Origin of the sequence: Paenibacillus sp. A3M_27_13 (assembly GCF_024213315.1) — a bacterium.
GTDB lineage: Bacteria > Bacillota > Bacilli > Paenibacillales > Paenibacillaceae > Paenibacillus > Paenibacillus polymyxa_B.
This window is the reverse complement of the sequence record NZ_JANAVE010000002.1, coordinates 377,542-398,404: the sequence shown is the minus strand read 5'-3', so window position 1 is coordinate 398,404 and position 20,863 is coordinate 377,542. Positions and strand designations below refer to the sequence as shown.

At 45.7% G+C, this 20,863-nt stretch carries 19 protein-coding genes, 1 pseudogene and 1 riboswitch; of the genes and pseudogenes, 8 read left to right on the top strand and 12 right to left on the bottom strand.

The genetic code is table 11. The features are described from left to right. Positions 1-2: 2 nt before the first annotated feature. Complete coding sequence (locus tag NLX82_RS08255; RefSeq protein WP_068939849.1) at positions 3-527, bottom strand: SprT family protein; 525 nt, start codon at positions 525-527, stop codon at positions 3-5. Between the two features lie 144 nt (positions 528-671). Between NLX82_RS08255 and cmpA the strand changes: the two genes are divergently transcribed. Further along, the gene (cmpA, locus tag NLX82_RS08250; protein ID WP_007429337.1) at positions 672-806 is read left to right on the top strand and encodes a cortex morphogenetic protein CmpA; all 135 of its coding nucleotides are present in this window, start codon (positions 672-674) and stop codon (positions 804-806) included. Positions 807-910: 104 nt separating this feature from the next. Here cmpA and NLX82_RS08245 read toward each other — a convergent pair whose 3' ends face one another. From NLX82_RS08245 to NLX82_RS08220, 6 genes are all read right to left on the bottom strand, one after another. Beyond that, positions 911-3,133 carry a Tex family protein gene (locus NLX82_RS08245; protein WP_254347764.1) on the bottom strand — a complete coding sequence of 741 codons (2,223 nt, stop codon included), beginning with the start codon at positions 3,131-3,133 and terminating at the stop codon, positions 911-913. Positions 3,134-3,312: 179 nt separating this feature from the next. Next, positions 3,313-3,663, bottom strand: coding sequence for a type II toxin-antitoxin system PemK/MazF family toxin (locus NLX82_RS08240; RefSeq protein WP_007429335.1), 351 nt, complete (start codon positions 3,661-3,663; stop codon positions 3,313-3,315). A gap of 6 nt (positions 3,664-3,669) precedes the next feature. Continuing rightward, positions 3,670-3,951, bottom strand: coding sequence for a CopG family ribbon-helix-helix protein (locus tag NLX82_RS08235; RefSeq protein WP_007429334.1), 282 nt, complete (start codon positions 3,949-3,951; stop codon positions 3,670-3,672). Positions 3,952-4,244: 293 nt separating this feature from the next. Beyond that, positions 4,245-5,441 carry an alanine racemase gene (gene alr, locus NLX82_RS08230; RefSeq protein ID WP_028543050.1) on the bottom strand — a complete coding sequence of 399 codons (1,197 nt, stop codon included), beginning with the start codon at positions 5,439-5,441 and terminating at the stop codon, positions 4,245-4,247. A 258-nt stretch (positions 5,442-5,699) separates the two neighbouring features. Then, positions 5,700-6,977 (bottom strand): outer membrane lipoprotein-sorting protein, encoded by a 1,278-nt coding sequence (locus tag NLX82_RS08225; RefSeq protein ID WP_028543051.1) that lies wholly within the window; start codon positions 6,975-6,977, stop codon positions 5,700-5,702. 110 nt (positions 6,978-7,087) lie between these two features. Continuing rightward, positions 7,088-7,720, bottom strand: coding sequence for a LysE family translocator (locus tag NLX82_RS08220; protein WP_053324896.1), 633 nt, complete (start codon positions 7,718-7,720; stop codon positions 7,088-7,090). Positions 7,721-7,956: 236 nt separating this feature from the next. Between NLX82_RS08220 and NLX82_RS08215 the strand changes: the two genes are divergently transcribed. After that, positions 7,957-8,949 (top strand): ABC transporter substrate-binding protein, encoded by a 993-nt coding sequence (locus NLX82_RS08215; protein ID WP_254347757.1) that lies wholly within the window; start codon positions 7,957-7,959, stop codon positions 8,947-8,949. A gap of 109 nt (positions 8,950-9,058) precedes the next feature. Next, positions 9,059-10,786: an ABC transporter substrate-binding protein gene (locus tag NLX82_RS08210; RefSeq protein WP_254347755.1), complete on the top strand. Its 1,728-nt coding sequence runs from the start codon at positions 9,059-9,061 to the stop codon at positions 10,784-10,786. A 24-nt stretch (positions 10,787-10,810) separates the two neighbouring features. Here the strand turns inward: NLX82_RS08210 and NLX82_RS08205 are convergent, their stop codons facing one another. The 5 genes from NLX82_RS08205 to NLX82_RS08185 form a co-directional block, all read right to left on the bottom strand. Then, positions 10,811-12,442 carry a formate--tetrahydrofolate ligase gene (locus tag NLX82_RS08205; protein ID WP_023987590.1) on the bottom strand — a complete coding sequence of 544 codons (1,632 nt, stop codon included), beginning with the start codon at positions 12,440-12,442 and terminating at the stop codon, positions 10,811-10,813. Between the two features lie 212 nt (positions 12,443-12,654). Further along, positions 12,655-12,963, bottom strand: a complete 309-nt coding sequence (locus NLX82_RS08200; protein WP_013309242.1) for a hypothetical protein — start codon at positions 12,961-12,963, stop codon at positions 12,655-12,657. Positions 12,964-13,063: 100 nt separating this feature from the next. Next, on the bottom strand, positions 13,064-13,567 hold the full coding sequence (locus NLX82_RS08195; protein WP_023987589.1) for a DUF6933 domain-containing protein: 504 nt from the start codon (positions 13,565-13,567) through the stop codon (positions 13,064-13,066). 289 nt (positions 13,568-13,856) lie between these two features. Next, complete coding sequence (locus NLX82_RS08190; RefSeq protein ID WP_193217074.1) at positions 13,857-14,165, bottom strand: hypothetical protein; 309 nt, start codon at positions 14,163-14,165, stop codon at positions 13,857-13,859. Positions 14,166-14,596: 431 nt separating this feature from the next. Beyond that, a complete protein-coding gene (locus tag NLX82_RS08185) occupies positions 14,597-15,895 on the bottom strand; it encodes a DUF4990 domain-containing protein (RefSeq protein ID WP_254347748.1) in 1,299 nt (432 codons plus the stop codon). 566 nt (positions 15,896-16,461) lie between these two features. Here NLX82_RS08185 and NLX82_RS27900 point away from each other — a divergent pair. The 5 genes and pseudogenes from NLX82_RS27900 to NLX82_RS08165 all read left to right on the top strand — a co-directional run. Continuing rightward, a pseudogene (locus NLX82_RS27900) lies at positions 16,462-16,734 on the top strand (tyrosine recombinase XerS); the annotation flags it as partial. Between the two features lie 354 nt (positions 16,735-17,088). Then, entirely contained in the window at positions 17,089-17,796 is a 708-nt protein-coding gene (locus NLX82_RS08180; RefSeq protein WP_023987588.1) for a response regulator transcription factor, read from the top strand. 1 nt (position 17,797) lies between these two features. Beyond that, a complete protein-coding gene (locus tag NLX82_RS08175; RefSeq protein WP_254347746.1) occupies positions 17,798-18,742 on the top strand; it encodes a sensor histidine kinase in 945 nt (314 codons plus the stop codon). 108 nt (positions 18,743-18,850) lie between these two features. Continuing rightward, entirely contained in the window at positions 18,851-19,774 is a 924-nt protein-coding gene (locus NLX82_RS08170; protein ID WP_023987586.1) for an ABC transporter ATP-binding protein, read from the top strand. After that, complete coding sequence (locus NLX82_RS08165) at positions 19,767-20,462, top strand: hypothetical protein (protein WP_023987585.1); 696 nt, start codon at positions 19,767-19,769, stop codon at positions 20,460-20,462. The genes NLX82_RS08170 and NLX82_RS08165 overlap by 8 nt, the downstream gene beginning before the upstream one ends. A 121-nt stretch (positions 20,463-20,583) precedes the next feature. Further along, a riboswitch (FMN riboswitch) is annotated at positions 20,584-20,728 on the top strand. Positions 20,729-20,863 lie beyond the last annotated feature (135 nt).

Below are 20,863 nucleotides of genomic sequence, written 5' to 3'. Positions count from 1 at the left end.
ATTCAGGGGGTGCCGTCAAGTGCCAACAGGCGAAGCTTACCTCCACACTTCCCACAGCGATACCGCTGAGGATTCATCTTACGCTTGCGCATATACTCCTGTTTACAGGAAACGCATACTAGCTTGTAACGATAAGGCTGAGGCTTACGTTCCGTTCTTCCTGGCAGAGTCTGACAATGCCTGCTCCCTCCTACACGGGCAAGCCATGCTTTGAAGTCAGCATCTCGATGCTGATAGCCCATCCCTCGCAAATGTAAATGATAATGGCACAGCTCATGCTTAATAATTTTCTCCACCTCAGAACGTCCGTAAGCTGCGAGTTGATGTGGATTAATTTCAATATGATGACTTTTCATAAAATACCTACCGCCTGTGGAAGACAGGCGCGCATTAAAGGTGGCTTGATGTCGAAACGGCACGCCGAAGCTCTCCAGCGAAATGCGCTCTACCCATTCTTGAAGCTCTTCATTACTCATAGAACGGTTCATAGAATGGTTCATTGAATTGCTCAGGGACTTAGACTCCATCCTTCCGGTCTCTCCTCCTTTGCTCCTTACTGACAAGCATATTATAAAATAACGGCCGAAGTCTAACCCCCAATTCATAAGCACACTTTAGGTACCCACCCCATATGCTAAACATACAGAAGTAACGCAGAGGAGGAGATCGGCTTGCCTCAATGGCTCAGCAACCAGCTCATGCGGGCCTTTTACAAAAAGGACCGGCGCCAAATTAAACTGTTGAACGATTGTTGGTTTTTTTATCATAAAGCACCTGGCGTGGAGTTCGATGCCAACAACGGGTAGAAGCTAAGGCATCCAAAAATGAAAGCCGGAATCTCCGATGCAGTTCGGAGATTCCGGCTTTTGTTATACCTTCACAAGAAGGTTGTACAGCTTTATTTAAAGTATTATGCCTGCGATTGCGCCTCTGCAGGAGGTTTCATCGTCAGACCAACCCTGCCTTTTTTCAAATCAACATTTAACACCCACACCGTCACGTTATCACCGACAGATACGACATCCATCGGATGCTTTACGAAGCCACTGCGCAGCTGTGAAATATGAACCAACCCGTCACTTTTAATACCGATATCGACAAATGCGCCGAAATCAATGACATTGCGGACGGTTCCCTGAAGCTCCATACCTGGTGAGAGATCCTCGATCTTCAGCACATCCTTGCGGAATACAGGCAACGGCAGCTCGTCACGCGGGTCACGGCCCGGACGCTGGAGACTGTCCAGAATATCCTTCAGTGTTGGCACGCCGACTTCAAGCTTTGCAGCCAATTCGTCAATGTTGGACACGCTCAGTGCTTCCATTGCAGTCTTAGTACCCAGATCGTGGGCGCTGATGTCCAGTTCCGCTAACAGGCGGTCTACGACAGCATACGATTCAGGGTGAATCGGTGTACGGTCCAGTGGATTTTCTCCACCCGGTATACGGATAAAGCCTACAGATTGCTCGTAGGTTTTTGCACCAAGGCGCGGCACCTTCTGCAACTGACGACGGCTGCTGAATTTACCGTTTTCCTCACGGTACTTAACGATGTTTTTGGCAATCGTCGCATTGATCCCCGCTACATAGGATAACAGCGCAGAGGAAGCCGTGTTCACATCCACACCGACATGGTTAACGGCTGATTCGACAACATCCTTTAAGCTTTCATCCAGATGTTTCTGCGACACATCATGCTGGTATTGGCCTACACCAATAGCCTTCGGCTCAATCTTGACCAGCTCAGCCAGCGGGTCCTGCACACGACGTGCGATGGAAGCCGCACTGCGCTCAGCCACGTCCAAATCGGGAAATTCCTCCTGTGCCAGCTTGGAGGCAGAGTATACGCTCGCGCCCGCCTCATTGACGATCAGATACGCTAGACTGCTGTCACCAATGTCCGCAATGACTTCCGCTACAAATTGCTCTGTCTCGCGCGAAGCGGTTCCGTTACCAATGACAATCAATTCGATACCATATTGGGCAATTAGCTGCTTGAACTTTTCAGCAGCCTCGCGCTTCTTGTTATTCGGCGGTGTCGGATACGTCACAGCCACTTCGAGCAGCTTGCCGGTGTCATCGACAACCGCCAGCTTACAGCCTGTCCGATAGGCCGGATCGACACCGAGCACACGTCGGCCCTTGATCGGAGCCTGTAGCAACAGGCTGCGCAAGTTGCCTGCAAAGATGGAGATGGCCTGCTGCTCGCCCTTCTCCGTCATTTCAGCGCGTACTTCACGCTCGATAGATGGCGCGATAAGTCTTTTATACGCATCCTCAATGACACTGCGCAGCAGATCTTGCACGACAGACGATCCTTTAATCACTTGGCCAGCCACGTAATTGTAAATGGAATCTGGCGCCACCTCAAGACCAACCTTAAGAATGCCTTCCCGCTCCCCGCGATTAATTGCCAGAATACGGTGAGGTGGCATTTTCTTAGCGAGCTCACGATAGCTGTAGTAGTTCTCATACACGGATTCTTGCTCCGCGTCCTTCGCTTCGGAGGTCAACATACCATGGTCCAGCGTATATCGGCGTACCCATTGGCGAATAGCCGCATCATCCGCTATATTTTCAGCTAAAATGTCCAAGCCTCCTTGGATGGCCGCCTCGGCGCTGTCCACTCCCAGTTCCGCATTAACATAAGACTCGGCTTCTTTCAGAGCATCGCCCTGTTTCGGCTGGCTCCAGATCCAGATGGACAGCGGCTCCAGTCCCCGTTCCTTCGCTACACTGGCGCGGGTTTTGCGTTTTTGCCGATACGGACGATACAGATCCTCCACTTCCTGAAGTTTAACCGCAGAGGTGATAGCAGTCTGCAGGTCTTCCGTCAGCTTGCCCTGCTCATCAATAATGCGGATGACCTCTACCTTACGATCCTCCAGATTACGCAAATACACCACACGATCTTCAATTTCACGCAGCTGATTTTCATCCAGCTCTCCTGTCATTTCCTTACGATAACGCGCGATAAAAGGAATTGTATTCCCTTCATCCAACAAACTGATCGTTGTCCGGATTTGCTTGAGTGCCAGCGACAGCTCTCTCGCCACTTGTTTGACAATCCGCTCTTGGCGTTCTGCTTCGTTCGGCTCCTGCCGGATTTCCGTCTTCGTTTCCTCGTTAGACAAACCTATCCCTTCTTCCTCACAGCTCTTGTCTTACACCATGTCTTTCATTATCACAAAAAAAGATTCAAAGCGCCAGCAGGTGATGTTAAAGCAAGCCCTACCTGCATTTTTCATTGGACACGCAAAAGGGCAGCGCCCAAGCGCTGCCCTTTTCCCGTTTCACTCGTCGTTCCATCACGCTAAAAATCAATCAAACCGAGACTGATTTGTAGCGAATCGCTCACTTTGCGCATGGTTTCTTCATCTAAATGGGTGATTTTGTCGGTAAGCCTTTGCTTGTCGATCGTCCGAATTTGCTCCAGAAGAACAACAGAATCACGATCAAAGCCATGCGTCGCCGCGTCGATTTCCACGTGTGTAGGCAGCTTTGCCTTCTGAATCTGAGCGGTGATAGCTGCTACGATCACAGTAGGACTAAACCGGTTGCCGATATCATTTTGAATGATCAGCACAGGTCTGACGCCACCTTGCTCGGAACCGACTACGGGTGAAAGGTCTGCAAAAAAAACGTCGCCGCGCTTTACGATCAATATGGATTACACCCCGCTAACTGTACGGCCCAAGGTGCTGTTTGCATCTTCCTCCGCGTGAAAGGCTTCGGATGCCATGGTTAAGTTGATTTTAGCCATTTCCATGTATCCACGCTGCATAGCTTCACGAATGTAACGTTTTTTACGTTCGCCTACATACAGCTTCATGGCCTGCCTGATAAATTCACTGCGGTTGGAATTTTCCATAGCTACGATCCCGTCCACTTCCTGCAAGAGATGATCTGGCAAACTGATCATTATTCTTTTGGTGTTCTGCAAATTGGCCAACTTCTCTTCCACCCCCAAAACCTTGTCGCCATTGTACCATTATAACGTTATTCCCGGTAATTTATTCAAACGGAATACAAGAGAATGTATATGATATTCGTATATCATCTATGCTGCATTCCATTATAAACTACGCAGTTCGTTTTCGTACAGGCGTTTGATCCCCGAAATACAAGTGTCAGCGGAGCCTGATGCGTCTTTTGACAGTTATAGCGCTCTTTTCTTTCCTTTGTACATATTTCGGGACGTTCTGCGAAAACTCCTGCTTTTATTCGGTAATTTGCGTTATGAAATTAATTCCAGCGGGTTGGAAGAAGCGAGTTCACTCGAACAACAGGAACATGACCTCGTGTGTATACACGCGGTACCCTATCTGCGATCATGCAGATCACCTCATAGTGGATCGTACCAAGCTTGGATGCCAACTCATCCGCCGCGATAGTTTCGCCGGACTGCTGGCCGATGAGAACAACCTCTTCGCCGGTTTGGATTTCTTCCGCATCTTCTGCGAAAGATTGTAAGGATACCATACACTGGTCCATGCAAATCGTACCGAGTACCGGGACGCGGCGACCGCGTATCAACACTTCGATCTTCCCACTCAGCATGCGGGAGTATCCATCCGCATAGCCGATTGGCAGTGTACCGATCCGTTCTTCACTGGAGGTTACATACCGGGTGCCATAACTAACTCCCCAGCCGGGAGGAAGCGTTTTGGTGTAAACCACCGCCGTCTTCAATGACAATACAGGCAGCAGCTCAATGGCTTGCCGATTAACCTCATCAGACGGATACAGACCGTATATACTGATACCAATCCGCACCATATTGGGGGAAAGAGAAGGGGTATCAATGGTGGCGGCGCTATTGCCCGTATGTATAATGGGAATGGTAATACCTTGTTCCCTTAGCGCTTCCGCCACGCCCCGAAACCGATCATATTGTAGCAGTGTATAGCTTTTGTCTTCTTCATCCGCGCGGGCAAAATGGGTGTACATGCCTTCCAGCAGCACCTGCTCTAATTCGTGAGCCTGCCGGACAAAAGCCATAGCCTCTTCTCCAGGCAGCAAACCCAGTCTTCCCATGCCACTGTCTATTTTGATGTGCACCTTCAGCTTGCGTTCGTTTCCTTGGCGGTCCAGTCTGCGGATACCCTCCAGCACTTCTTCACTGAACACAGTCAATGAGATATCATGCTCCCAAGCCGTTTGTACAGCTTCCGGTGAGGTATAGCCGAGTACAAGAATCGGTAGCTGAACCCCCGCATGACGAAGCTCCAACGCTTCATCCAGAAAAGCGACGCTCAAATAATCCGCACCAAGGCGTTCCAATTCCTTTGAAATTTCCACGGCACCGTGTCCGTAGGCATTAGCCTTGACACAGACCAGTATCAGCTTATCCGCTGGCAATGCCTTGCGAAAAGCTTCATAGTTGGCGCCAAGGTGATCCAGGTTGATTTCGGCCCGGGTCGATCTGTATTGTGCTTGCAAATCCAGTCACCTTCTTCAATTGTTAGCCTGTAACATAACCTTTTACCATTCGGAGTGTGGCAAAGTTCTTGCTTCCAAAGGTTAATGGTAATGTTCAAAAACGTGGCTGTCAATGGCAGGAGACGTTTGCCTGCATCCTCTACAATGAACACGACATACAAGCGGTGCACATCCTAGACCGCGAATGAACAAAAGACGGATACGGGCGGCAGCAGAGCATTTTTACACTCTAGACCGTCTGCATCCGTCTATAAAGTTTTATTTACCCGATTGATCCTGTATAGAAGCGGCAATTTGTATCATTTCGCTCACAGGCAGGTCAGCACTGGTGATTCTGAACTCGATTCCGTCATTCATCCAGGTCATCGTCTGCTGTTCGCCTCCGGTCAGAACGGCAAAGCTTCCTCCAATATCAACCAGTTCGCCTGCGGCTAGTGCGACTGCCCGATCTTTTGGACGCGCCTCTACAATGGTATAATTATACGTCCCACTATACCGCAGCATCACGGCATGTGTACCATTATCCTCCAGCTCCGGCGTATCCTTGATCTGTACTCCGGCTGGAGTGTAGGACGGTTCGATTAAGCCGAACTCACCCATCACAGCTTCTGCCGCATCTGTTCCCGCTGACGTTCCGTTTGCGGCATCCGATGTGCCCGGGGTTTGTTGCTGCGCATCTGCGTTGGCTGCTGCGTCCGGTTTGGACGTATCATTTGTGGCAGTACCGTCCACCTTCGCTTCCCCTGACGGCTGCTGGACTGCATCCCCTGCTGTTCCCTGCTCTTGTCCGGGTTCGCCAGACGTCACGCCAGTCGTCCCATCTATCGCACCGGAAGGATCAAGCTGACCGCTGGGCTCCACTGCTCCGGAAGATGGCGCCCCTTCGCTACCCGTACTCGTCTTACCTGAAGCCATGTTCCGCTCCATATCAAAAGAGTCCTTGTCAAACTTCGTATCAAAAGCAAATTGATCGAATTTCAGATCAACAACTACCTTGGCATTCGCATCAGACACCTGTACCTGAGTCGGTGCATAGTCATTTTTGGACAGCCATATCTTTTGTCTCACCAGCGCATGGCTGTTGTAATTCGCTGCCACATCAAACACATAGGATTTATCGTCGGTAGCCAACTGACGGGAGGCATCGCCGATAATGCTGCGAACCAACGTTTCATATAAATATACTTGACCCTGATTGTTTGGCCAGTCGCTTTTGAAACGGAAGCTTTTGTTCAGGCTGGGTGTCAGTACAAATACACCCTCATCATTACGAAGCACAATTTGCGTAACATCCTTTTTCTCGTTCGTCATGGCAATTCGGTAATAGGACGGCTTGCGGTAGGAAATATCAACCTTGTATTCCTGCGGCGTGTCGCCGGTATGCAGCGTCATCAAAGCTGTACCGTGGTAGCTGTTCAGGTCGCTCACCACGTCACTCAAATCTTTAACCACATCGTCCGCGCTCTTCTTGCCGCACCCGGCCAGTAGCAGCGTTACACACATGACCATGGCAAGCATCCATGAAATCCGGCGCATGTCATCAACCCCTTCAGCACATGTTTTAAATGAATTAGTACATGTCTATGAAGGACTTGTTCGATTTATGCAGACTGGCATGACAAGCTTGAACGTATCCTTGTGTAATGCTATAAAATCTTTTGGAGAGTGATCATAAATTCATACAGGAAATAAAAAGAAAAACCGATCAAGACCACACCAGCACTGATCGTGACCCACTTGATGGCGGTTCGATTCATCGCTTTTCGTGTTGTCGCAACAAGGGCCATCAAGCCTAAATCATGGATAAGAATACCAAACAAAATACCTAAGCCAACAACCAAGAATTGACTTGTATTTGACTGATCAAATGAGCTTGCCAGCACAGTCCCAAAAACACTCACCCAGAACACTAAATTCCCCGGTGAAACAGCTACAAGCAGTCCATTTTTATAGGAAGAAAATAATGATTTCGTCTTTTTTTCTCCTTCCAGTGCAATATCATGATCCGCATTTTTAATGCTGTCGTACCCCACGTAGCACAAAAATATAGCTCCAATGAGCCACATGATCACCTGTACAACAGATAATGACAAAACAGAGGCCAGACCAAAATATAAACCAATGATTAATAACAAATCGACGGTCATCCCCCCAAGGCCCACAATCCATCCATGCATGAATCCATTCTTTAGCCCTTGCTTCGTCATTTCAACCGTAATTGTACCTACAGGTAGTGCTATAGAGAAACCTAGTAAAACATATGTAATAAACAATGCCATTTCAAAACCCCTTTCAAATGTATAAAAACGATATTCTATACCATAAAAAATGACAAATCAATAAAATTTGAAAAACCTGAAATGAGCTAAGAACACATGAGACTTATTTTGTACAAAATCGGATTCATTGACCAAGTTTGTCCATTGAGTATTGAGGGTCCAGCGCTTATCATTGCTTTTGTGATAATAATTCTCATTTATAAAATTCTGAATCATTCTATTATACGGAGGTTGCTATGACCAACAAGAACTCGACAATCAACAAAAATTCTACTCGACAATACACTGCTCTGATCTGCCTTTTCTTTCTTATGGGGGCATTGCTACTGGGATGCGGCGCATCTGACAATCAGACTGCAAGCAGCAACACAACAGCATCTACAAAAACATCGGAAGCTGCCACAACTCGTGACTACACAGACTATAAGGGACATACAGTGAACATTCCCACGACTCCTGGGCGCATTGCTTACTTCGGAGAAAACTATGGGGATCTATTGGTTTTAGACGTACAAGCTATAGGTACATCGACTTCTATGATTGAAGGCAAGGTTTATGAGAAGCAGGTTCAGAACGTGGCCGATCTGGGGTTCCCGATTAATTTGGAAAAAACCTTGGAACTACAGCCTGACCTAATCATTACCGCCGATACAGATGAAAAACAATACGCAGCGTTAACAAAAATTGCACCTACAATTATGTTCGATACCTTTGCCCCGTTAAACGAACGTTTGCTGCATCTCGGAGACATTGTGAACAAGAAAAAGGTTGCTGAAGATTGGCTTGCCCAATATAAAATAAAGGAAGCGGAGATGTGGATCAAGCTTCACGCAGAGGGTGTTAAGGCGGGGGAAACTGCTTCAGTGTTTACCTACTATCCTGGCGACCGTTTATTCGCAATGGGACGGACAGGACTGTCACAAATACTGTATGAAAAGAATGGTTTCAAGCCTACTCCTCTTATTCAGAAAGCACTGGATGAGGACAAAGGATTTGTACAAATATCTCAGGAAGTGATCGGACAATACGCTGGAGATCGGATTTTCATACTAAGAACACCAAGTTCAGAAGCCCAACAATCCACCGAACAGTTAATGAAAAGCAAGCTGTGGCTCCAGCTTCCTGCTGTCAAACAGGGACGTGTGTACACTCAGGATATTGGCAAAACTGAAAGTGATGCTTCCACTCGAGAATGGCTGCTGGAGGAATTGCCCAAGCTCATCAAATAAAAATTGGAGAAGCTTATCGACACTTGTTGATAGGCTTCTTTTTTGTTGAACCTAAAGGAGGTATACTTATACATACATGATAACCATTCTCAATAAAAGGAGCAATACCGTGAACCAGTCTCCGTCATCCGTATATCCTCCCCCGTTCAGCTCACTGCTTTTTCATTTTAAAGAAATTGCGTTGGTTGGTGAGCCTACCGATGAATTATTATCACGTCCCAATTCATATCACTGTCTTCTTATATTCATCGGTGGGACAGGTATGGTGGACATTGGCCCAGAGCAGTATCTATCCCATACAGGTCATGGGTATTGGCTAGCTCCAGGTGAATCCTATCAAATCGCTCCCCTGAATGGAACTGTACCCGAATACTACAAAATCACGTTTGAGGTCATCGCTTTGCCATCAGAACCACAAGCGGACATGGCCTTGGCTGAACACGCAGCACGTATGCCATCCCTATATCATGAACCTGTCCTGCCGGGACCGCGCGAATACATTGCCTCTTCTTCTTCCAAACTTATTCAGTTGACTGAAGAGTTATTTCATAGTACCCAACAAACGGTACAGCCGCATAACCAAACATCTGTATTACGGCAGCAAATCATGTTTCAAGAGTTGCTCTTGCTGTGGCAGGAAGACCACACCCATATTGATCAAAATAATACCTCTAATCCGGCATTGCCAGCATCGGTGGAAGGTACCCTTTCATATATGGAAAACCACTATGAAAAGCCCATTACCGTCAAGCAGCTCGCTGAACAAGCGAACGTTTCCATATGGCAATACTCCCAATTGTTTCGTAAAATTACAGGCAAAAAGCCGCTGCATTACCTCACTGAGCTGCGCTTGAACCATGCCAAGCGGCTGCTGCTGGAATGCAAACGGCCTTTACGTGAAATTGCCCGTCAGGTTGGTTTCTCTGACGAATATTATTTTAATCGACGGTTTAGGCAAATGACCGGGATTCCCCCTGGCAAGTACGCACTTTCTGTCTCCGGTTCTGTGCGCGTCAAGGATTGGACGGGTCACCATATTCACATTCCGCGCCGAGCAAGCCGCATCATCTATCATGGAGAAACGATGGGCGATCTATTGGCATTAGGGGCCAAAGCCATCGGTGGAAGTCTGCGACTCAGTGAATACAGCGTCTATAAACATCGTCTTGTGAATGTCGCCGATGTGGGCCTTCCACTGGATATTCGCTTGACCAGCGCTCTTGATCCCGATCTAATTATCATCGCCAATTCGGATGAACAGGAATATGAGCGCATTGCTAGTATCGCTCCCACCGTCACCTTCAACTCCTTCGCCACGCTGGAGGAACGGATGCGTACACTTGGCGTCTGGCTCGGTAAGGAGCGGGAGGCCGAACGCTGGTTGTCTACCTTTACAGCCCGCAATCTGGCAATGTGGCAGCAGCTCGGTACGCAAATCACAGCCGGAGAAACGGCCTCCGTCTTCATCTTCGATCATGGTGATCGGCTCTTTGTCATGGGGATGTCCGGATTCTCGTCGGCCCTCTACCACCCACAGGGCTTTCAGCCCGTTGAGCTGATCCAAAAGGTGCTCGACGCGGAACAAGGCTTCGCAGAAATAGATCCGAACGAATTGCCTGATTACGCCGGGGACCGCATTTTTATGCTTGTCCCAACAGCTCCAGAATCCAAACGTACGCTGGAACGTATGATCAGCAGCCCTCTCTGGCGCAGCCTTCCTGCTGTACGTCAAGGTCGGGTATATTTCGTAGAAGCTGACCGCTGGAACTGGAGCGATGCCATGACCCGGCAAAAACTGCTTACTGCACTGCCCAAACTGCTTGGCACTCCATCCTGAGAAGCTGCCATTTTTCTAAAGATACTACATTAGACCTTGAATGCTCCCATCTGCCTCCAGCGACATATGCTCAGCTGCTGGGGATTTGGGCAATCCTGGCATCGTCATAGTATTGCCTGTTTCCACGACCACAAAGCCTGCCCCTGCGGACAAAGAAACGCGGGACACGTGAATGGTAAAGCCCTCCGGTGCACCTAGCAGAGAAGGTTGATCTGAGAAAGAATACGGCGTTTTGGCCATGCATACAGGCAGTTGTCCAAAACCAAGCTGCTCCATACCGGCCAACGCCCGTTTGGCCGCAGGAGTGTAAGCTACCTCTGCCGCACCGTAAAGTTCCTTCGCAATGACACTAATTTTCGCTTGCAAATCAAGTGTATGCTCATACAATGGTGCAAAATGGGCTTTGTCCTCCTGGAGCAGGTTGAGCAGGCTTTGGGCTAGCTTTTCTCCCCCTTGGCTTCCCTGTGCCCACACCTGTGACAGCTCTGCGGGTACACCCAGCTTGCGGCATTCCGAGAATATTAGTTCCAGCTCGGCCTCGCTATCTGTTACAAAATGGTTGACCGCTACCAGTACTGGCACGCCAAACTTTTGCAAATTCCGTACATGCCGGTTCATGTTGGCTAATCCAAGTTGCAATTGCTCCAGATTTTCTGCGTCCAGCTCATTTTTAGCTACACCGCCGTTATATTTCAGCGCTTTGGCGGTTACGACCAACAAAGCCGCATCTGGCTGCAAACCGGATTGACGGCACTTGATGTCAAAAAACTTTTCTGCCCCCAGCTCAGCCCCGAATCCAGCCTCCGTAACGACCACCTCTCCCAGCTTCAGGGCCAGCTTCGTACCGATCAAACTACTGCATCCATGCGCAATATTCGCAAAAGGTCCGCCATGCACAATAACTGGAGTTCCCTCCAACGTTTGCACCAGATTGGGTTTCAATGCTTCCCGAAGCAGCACAGCCATACCTTCCACCGCATGTAGTTCCTCAGCTGTTACCGTTTCGCCATCTACGTTATAACCAATCACCATCCTACCCAATCGCACTTTAAGATCGTCCATATCTTCACTTAAACATAATACCGCCATCACTTCTGAAGCCGAGGTAATCAGAAAGCCACTTTCTCTCACCGCTCCATTACCTGACCCCAATCCGGTCACAATATTTCGTAAACTCCGGTCGTTCATATCGACAGCACGTTTCCACACGATCCGCTCCGGTTTCAACCGCAAAGCATTTCCATGAAACAAATGGTTATCGATCATCGCTGCCAGCAAATTATGCGCAGCTGAAATCGCGTGAATATCACCTGTAAAATGCAGGTTAATGTCTTCTGCCGGAACAATCTGGGCTTGTCCTCCCCCGGTTGCTCCTCCTTTCATGCCGAAGCAAGGGCCAAGGGACGGCTCACGCAACGCAGCAACGGTTTTATGCCCCAGCGCATTCAGCGCCTGTGACAGCCCGATGGTTGTCAGCGTTTTTCCTTCTCCCGCCGGTGTGGGATTCATCGCCGTAACCAGCACCAGCTTTCCATTCGGGCGATCCTTTAACTGCTCCCACAGGGACGGATTCAGCTTCGCTTTATATTTTCCATACGTCTCCAAATGTTCTTCTTCAATTCCTGCTTCTTTGGCTATATCAATAATCCTCTTCATCTTTCGTTATGTACCCCCCGTTTTATAAGTCTGACCGATGGTGCCAAACCCTGTATCGTTTTATTTTACCAAAGTGTGCCGCTTATTGCGCTATGATTCATTTCATCGCAAGCGTTGCTATCATGTGAGTTATAAAAAAAGAGCATTCCCCGCCCGCATGGACTTTGGTGGATGCTCTTTTGATACGTCTCGTTTAACAAGCAGCTCTCAAATTAACCTGCAAAGTTAGCAGCGTAATTTTCAGCAATAAATCCCTTAGAAATCAGGATAGCTTGGGATTTCTTAGTAGCAGGACCATAGCCTTGGGACAGCAGATCATTAATATGTAAGCGGTTATAGATGAAGCAAAATACAAAGTTGGACGCCCCACTCGTAAGGATCGACACCAGAAAAATAATAACTGCCCACTTCCAATCCCCTCTAAACAACGCAGGGAAAAAACCGAAAAAGAGCGTAGTCCATGAAAAACCTACTTTGCGTTCCTTGATCATTCCAGTTTTATTTCTTAATTTAATTTTCATTTACCCCTTACCTCTCTTTATATAGTCTTTTAGAACTATATTAGATTATATAGGACAGAGGGAATAAATGGAACTTAATTTCGGTAAAATCATAAATTTCTCAAATACTCTCTAGTTTATAATGCTTTTCTAGCATTTCTTTAAAAACATCAACAGGGTACTTGTATTCAACAGTTTTGAAAACAATCCGGTTATTCCACTGGTTTTTTTCCAGCTCGCACCCATGCTCCATATCCAGTTCCTTCATGATAAAAATAATCTCATCCAAGGTTCCCATTACACTATGACTATTCGTCGTCGTAGCCAGCATCTGCTCGCCTTCCTGTGTGTATGCCTTTACAATCTGCTCATCAAAGCCTTCACTGATCATTAATTCCTTCAAAGCTTGCACAAAAAGAACTGGCAGGTTGTTGTACTGCGATTTTTTGATCCCAAAAAGCGTGATGCTTAAGCGGGATATATCATGCATAAACACTATATTTTTTCTTCGATTAAGTAAAAACAAGCTGGCATGCCAACTATTCAAAGGCGGATAAATATCAACTTGAAGTGGTTCAGTCTCCCATTCCTTCAGCAGTTTTTGTGTTCCTCGTATAACAAACATCGTTGCTCTCCTTTATTGACGGTCCTGTACCGCAGCGTGATTCGACATACCTAGTCTCGTACATGAGGCATGTCCCGGATATTATAACACCGTATTCCAAACATCCGATTATAAACTCTTTCAGTATAATATAGGGGAACTGTAACTGCTAGTAATTTGATTACATCTTGTATTAGGGTTGAGTTGACCTCGGTAATCTCACTTACTTCTCATGAGCGAATTTAAATACTATCTTATGTGGTGGTTTAAACATCTTTGAATTTACGAAAAAGTCCAATATTCATCAATTTTAATAATCATATGTTGCAGTTAAAGCCACTACTTCTACATCCCTATGCGGCCATTTAAGCAATTTCAATACATCTCTTGTTAACACAAATAGGCTGACAGGCGTCCCTACAGCCCGCTTTTTCATCGAATCAGGTTGTACTTCCCGTTTCCGATCGAAGCTACACGTTATCATGTATGTATGACGATGAGAGCTATAACTGCGCTTCACAGCAGCTCCATGTACGAACTGACGCCGGAAGGAAAGATTGACGTACATGGCACGTATGGAGGTTATTGTTACCAGGGCTATCGCCATAGCTTGTGCCATGGCTGGGCATCGGCTCCGACGGCATGGCTCTCAGAATACGTGTTGGGTATCCGTCCGGTTAAGCCGGGTTGCAGGACCATAAGTGTTAAGCCGTAGCTTGGCGATCTGGAGTGGATGGAAGGCACCTTCCTAACGCCGCTTGGTATCGTAAAGGTGATACATGTGAATCTACCTGATGGAAAAGTACAATCGGATATCGTGGTACCAGATGGTAGTTCTTTGAACGTAGCAATTGTAAAATATTAAAATCATTAAAAAGGTGATGTCTGTAAATATACTGGACATCACCTTCTTTTATCTAGAGCTATCGTTAGATCAAATTACACAAATTCATTATTATCGTTTCTTTCATTTGGAGGCTGTTAGCAATTCTATCATTGTACATTTTTCTTCTAGGATGCCTGAAATTGATGTAAGGATAAAACAGAATTTTATTTGTCAGCAAGGTAGCCTAAATCGTATTTGTAAAGAGTACTAGAAGTTACAGGAAGCATAAACGTAACATCAGGTAAACTGCCGTCTGGTTTTCTTGGTGCAGACAATTGGGCCGTATCCAGACTTACAAAATCTTCTGCCGTGATTTCAAGTCCTCCGTTGATGGTCCAAGAATTATTAGATACATTTTCCGGCAAATTGTTGTCATTAATAATTGCCCGGCCCATAAAAGCGATGTTGTTATGTAAAACTTCTCTGTAGCCGGGAATATTGGTTATGTCCGTTGGACTAACACGTTCCAGCATATCGAAATTGGCTCTACTATTATTATAGGCCGTGTTATTGGTCCAGGTAGCTGATTGTCCAGGCTGATGATTCGCATAAAAGCCATTAGCACCGTTATTCACAGCTAAAGAATATTTTACGGTATGAACGGGCAAAGAATCTGGAATTCCCGTAATTCTGTACGCATATCCGCCGACTTTAAACCCATTTTTGTTGCCGATACCGTTCTGATTACCCTGATGATCAAACGACCAACAATGGTCATAAGTCACCGGGCCTTTTGAACTAATACTGTCAAATCCGTCATCGCTGTTATTCCATGCACGGGAGTTAATGAAGGTAACAGCCCCTCCATGAGCACCAAAACCATCTGTATTACCAGCTGATATTTGTGTTGGTCCAATATTGTTATAAGAATCCGAATTAAGAACAGTTCCTGATCCATTTCCAGTATAGTAAAAACCAATGGCCTCATTATCATGAGCAGCCATATTCACGAAATCGGCTTGTCCTCTAATATTAAAAGCTTCTGATTGCGCTTGATCACCTACTTTAACGCCGATCACATCAAATCCTTTAAAAGTGATGCCCGTTACATTATCACCAACAAAAAATGCTGCCACACGTAGATTCGTTGGTACATTTTTAAAATTAAACGCAGGTCTTTCCCCAGGATAAGCCTCATAGGTAATCCCATTCTTATTAAAGGCATTTACATAATTATAATTACTATCGGTTTTTGCAATATCAAAATCATCATAAACTCCCTCACGAATATAGACTCTATCCCCAGACGAAGCTACTGATTGTGCTTGCATCAAGCTCTTAAATGGCTCACTTTTAGTTCCTGCATTTTTATCACTGCCAGTTGGAGAAACGTAATAGCTTGTCGTACTTGTTGCTGTCTCTCCCTCCACATCTAGAGTGTTTTTAGTTGCATAAACAGAACTTGTCATAAACATGGCTACAAGCATGCAACAGATCATAAATAAACTTCCAAATTTCCTCATAAATCATTTCTCCTTTTGTCAATCAATTGTTTGATGCTGTGCTAACACCTACAAGGATCTTTAAATGAAAAACAAAATTACATGTAACCTAAATCAAATCATTGAATTTCCTCGCCTCTTCACGCCCAAGTTTATCCCTTCCAAAAGAACGGGATCATTTAGCTTTATTTCTTGACCGTCATAGGTAAATCGATAGATGTTAAATCTGAAGTTTTCAGGGTCGGGTTTCAGTAAAATCCAACTTACAATAGTATTGGAAAGCGCTGCGTGCAGCCACGATTCCACGTCCTAAATTTTCCGTCATTCGGGACCTGCAGCGGCATTAACTGTGTTCGATGAAAAAGGTAGTGATATACTAATCTTTTCATTAGTGATTTGTGGCTAATCTCCTGGTACAAAGAAGACCTCCTTCCATATTATTCCGGCGCCATGAATTTCATCGGCTCAAATTATAGAGATATGTATAACTCAATTATTAAATAATTCTTTTGTATTACATTTTTAGGCATAAAGTCATGTAATATAAAAATATATTTTTACAATATTATGGTGAAAATAGGTAAGAAATGAAAGTCTATTACATGAATCGAATTGATGAAAAATTGTCCGATCTTCCCTGGTTTGTAACGGAGTTTATTGAAAGCAGGAAAAGAAAACTATCTCCCACAACACTTCTTAACTATTGCCATGATTACGTTATATTTTTTGATAGATTAGTTGCAGAAAACTTTCTTTCATTTTTTGGAGTACCAATTAGGAAATACTAAACTGACCATTAATCGCAAGTTGCCCTCACTGAAATCCTTATTGATTACTTACAAAACAAAGCTGAAACAAGTGTATGTTTTCTGATTGCAGTCAAGAACGTTTGTAACCCTTGTGGCTCTAGGAGATTTACTACTTCATACATTTATGCGGTTGGGAAAAACATACTTACTTGGGGTCTATAAAGGCATACAAATTCCCCCTAATCTATGCCTCTTCCTTTACAAAAGCCAAATAAATACTATAGGACTCGCGTGCGCCTGAACGCGAATGATGCAAACGACTGATTACGTAACTCCCTAGGGCAATCCAGGAGTTTTCATTTTCCCTTTGGATATTTTTTATGGAAATCCCCTCCACTGCTCTATATAATTCAGGTACAGTTCGTCACGCGAGCTTAATCTAAAAATTAGGGGTGTTCCACACCTATGTCACAACATATTTTACTTATTGAAGACGATCTATCCATCGCCGAAATGCTACTCAAAGCACTCACTAAGGAAGGATACAGTCTAACCACTGCCTATGACGGGGAAGAGGGGCTTCTTGCCTTTGAACGTCATACCTATGATCTGGTACTGGTGGATTTGATGATGCCGAAGGTGGACGGTATGGAGGTGATCCGCCGAATCCGTACCCACAGCGCCGTACCTATTCTGATTATGTCAGCCAAGGACAGCGATGTGGATAAAGCGCTTGGACTGGGCTTTGGGGCAGACGATTATGTTGCCAAACCTTTTTCAATGCTGGAAATGACCGCTCGTATTCAGTCCGCGATCCGCAGATCTACTACATATGCCCGTCAGCAACAGCAGGAGGAACAGCCGCAAGCACAAGTTTTGACCTACGGCAGTCTGCGCATTGATTTTGATCATTTTACAGTCATACGCAATGAAAATGAAATTCAGCTAACAGCCAAAGAGTCCGATATTTTGAAGCTGTTTGTAGCCAATCCGAATCGAGTATTTACAAAAGCACAATTATACGGATTTATTTGGAAAGACGATTATATGGGCGACGAGAACGTGATTAACGTCCATATTCGCCGCCTGCGCGAGAAAATCGAAGAAGATCCCTCTCATCCTGTCCACATTAAAACGCTATGGGGCATTGGCTACAAATGGGAGAATGGTTGATATGAACATCGAAAACATTTCTCAATGGATTATCGTCCTCATCATGTCAATCGTTATAGTATGGCTTTGGCGGGAGCGTGTGGCCTATAAGCGCAAAATAAAGGATATCCAAACCCTACTAGAGCGGATCGTGACGGTGAATCATGCTGAAAAGCTGCTATATGTCACAGGTGACGTTGAACTGCAACGACTCATGACGGAAATTAACCGACTACTGGACTTGAATCTCAGAGTGTCTGCAGATTACAACCGTAGCCAAATCGCTATGCGCAAAATGATTTCGAACATTTCCCACGATCTCAAGACCCCGCTTACGGTTGTGCTTGGATATGCCGAGATGCTGGATGGCGATCCGACTATTTTGCCAGAAGAACGTATAAAGCTGCTATCCAAAATTCATCAAAAGACAAGCGAGGCGATTGAGCTGATCGGCAGCTTTTTTAGCTTGGCGAAGCTGGAGGCTAATGATACGGATATTCCGTTGACTCGACTAGAAGTGGGAGAACTGTGCAGACGCAGTATTTTGGAGTTTTATGACCTGCTGACCGCACAGGGGTTTACTGTGCATATTGAGATCCCAGAGCACCCCATTCATGCCTTGGGGAACGAAGGAGCGATTGGGCGGGTACTGAACAATCTGATCTCGAATGCCATTCGCTACGGGGCAGACGGACGGACGCTGGGTCTGGCTCTATCGGAACAGCAGGATACGGTGTGTATCGAGATATGGGATCGTGGGAAAGGCATACAGGAATCTGAGCAGGACAAGGTTTTTGAACGCATGTACACACTGGAGGACTCCCGCAATAAGGCGGTACAAGGCAGCGGACTGGGCCTTACGATTGCCAAACGCCTGGTTGAAGCGATGAACGGAGAAATTCAATTAACTAGTAGACCATATGAGCGGACGGTCTTCTCTTTTACATTGAAGAAAATCAACTATTAGTCGAACTAAACATGCTCAACTTAATAAATTTGTAAGAATCACGAAAGAAAATTGAACATTTCGCCCTTTATCCTTGAATTATCAGCAGTATACGAAGGGAGAACACCCATGACTTACGTAATACGTACACATCAGTTGACAAAGGCCCTGAAGGGCAACGAACTTGTAGCGGGAGTCAGTATGAATGTGCGCAAGGGAGAAACCTATGGCTTTCTCGGTCCTAACGGGGCAGGCAAGACGACGATAATGAAAATGATTACGAATCTGCTCAAGCCGACATCGGGTGAAATTGAATTATTCGGTGAAAAATTAACGCCGAAGTCGTATCATCTGCTCGGACGGATGGGTTCAATTATTGAATACCCGATTTTTTATGACAGGCTGACGGCACAGCAAAATCTCGAACTTCATTGTGAATATATGGGCTACTATAATAAGCAGGCTGTTCGGGATGCCCTGGAATTAGTGAATTTGCGAAATGCAGATGACAAGCCGGTAAAGGATTTTTCGCTAGGAATGAAACAACGTCTCGGGATTGCCCGCGCTATTGCGACTAAGCCAGAGCTACTCATTTTGGATGAACCCATTAATGGTCTGGACCCAGTGGGAATCAAGGAAATCCGCCAACTATTCCACATGCTATGCAAGGAATATGGGATGACTCTGCTCGTGTCCAGTCATATTTTAGCGGAAATAGAGCAGATTGCGGATACGGTAGGCGTGATTAATCACGGACGACTGATTGAGGAAGTATCGATGGAGCAGGTGCGGGAAACCAATACGGAATACATCGAATTTACGACCAACGATTGTAAGAAGGCGGCCTACGTCCTCTCCCATCATTTGAGCCTGAATAATATAAAGGTGATAAATGAACAGAGTATACGTATTTACGATACAAATGTACCGCAGAAACAAATTACGAAGACGCTCATCTTAAATGATATAGAGGTGGATTCCATTCATCAGAAAAGCAGCACGCTGGAAGACTACTTTTTTCGCCTGTTAAACGGAGGTGATCTCCATGCTTAAATTGATGCAGTTGGAGCTGAAAAAATTTCATCTGACGGGTTATATCCGTTCAGCACTGATCGCCAATGCATGCATTCTTGGGCTGCTCTGTGTTATTGCGCTGGAAAGTCAAAGTGAAGGAATACCTGAATTCACACAGTACACTCAACTATTGGATCTAATAGACAATTTTGTAAGAGCTACATTTATTGTGTTTGCTTCCGTTCTCCTATGCCGCTTTATCGTCGGGGAATTTAAGTCCAAATCGATTACGATCTTGTTCATGTATCCGATTCATCGTCAAAAGCTGATGATCGCCAAACTCTTGGTCGTATTACTGTTCACGTTCTTGTCCATTATTATTTCGGAAATAATCATTACGGCTGCTATTCATCTGCTCAACCAGTTTGTTTTGATTGTACCGGATAACCTTACTCTTTCCATACTGGGGCAACAATCAGCACGGACGTTAATCAATGCCGTTGCTGCCAGCTTTATGGGACTGGTTCCGCTGTATATGGGGATGCGAAGATACTCTGTACCCACCACCATTGTGACCTCAATCCTGATTGTAGCATTGCTTTTCTCCAATAATAACGGCGCTACACTTAGCTCCATAGCCCCCGTGCAAATCGGCTTCTCTATACTAGGAATGCTTGTGGCTTATGCGGCGATTCGAGGTATTGAGTATAAGGATATTACCTCGTAATATGTAATTTCGTAGAGCGCTTTCAAAAAACAGATGAAAATCATTGTTCGATATACACACATTTTTCACTGGACTTCATTCTAAAACAGGTATATCCTATAGGAGAAATTAAAAACGGAATAAGGATCTTCGGGGTAGGGTGAGATTCCCAACCGGCGGTATGGCTCATGGAGCTAAGCCCGCGACTCTGTATCTGGCAACAGGATACGGACTGATTTGGTGAGATGCCAAAGCCGACGGTAAAGTCCGGATGGAAGAAGATCGAAATATCAACATGCCGCGAAGTGGATGAATACTGCGTTATTGGTTTTGCAGTAACTTCATTTAACTTGCATAAAGCGGCAAGTTTATTTGATCAACCCCCGTCTTGCATGGCCATTCGCCATGGACGGGGGTTTTTG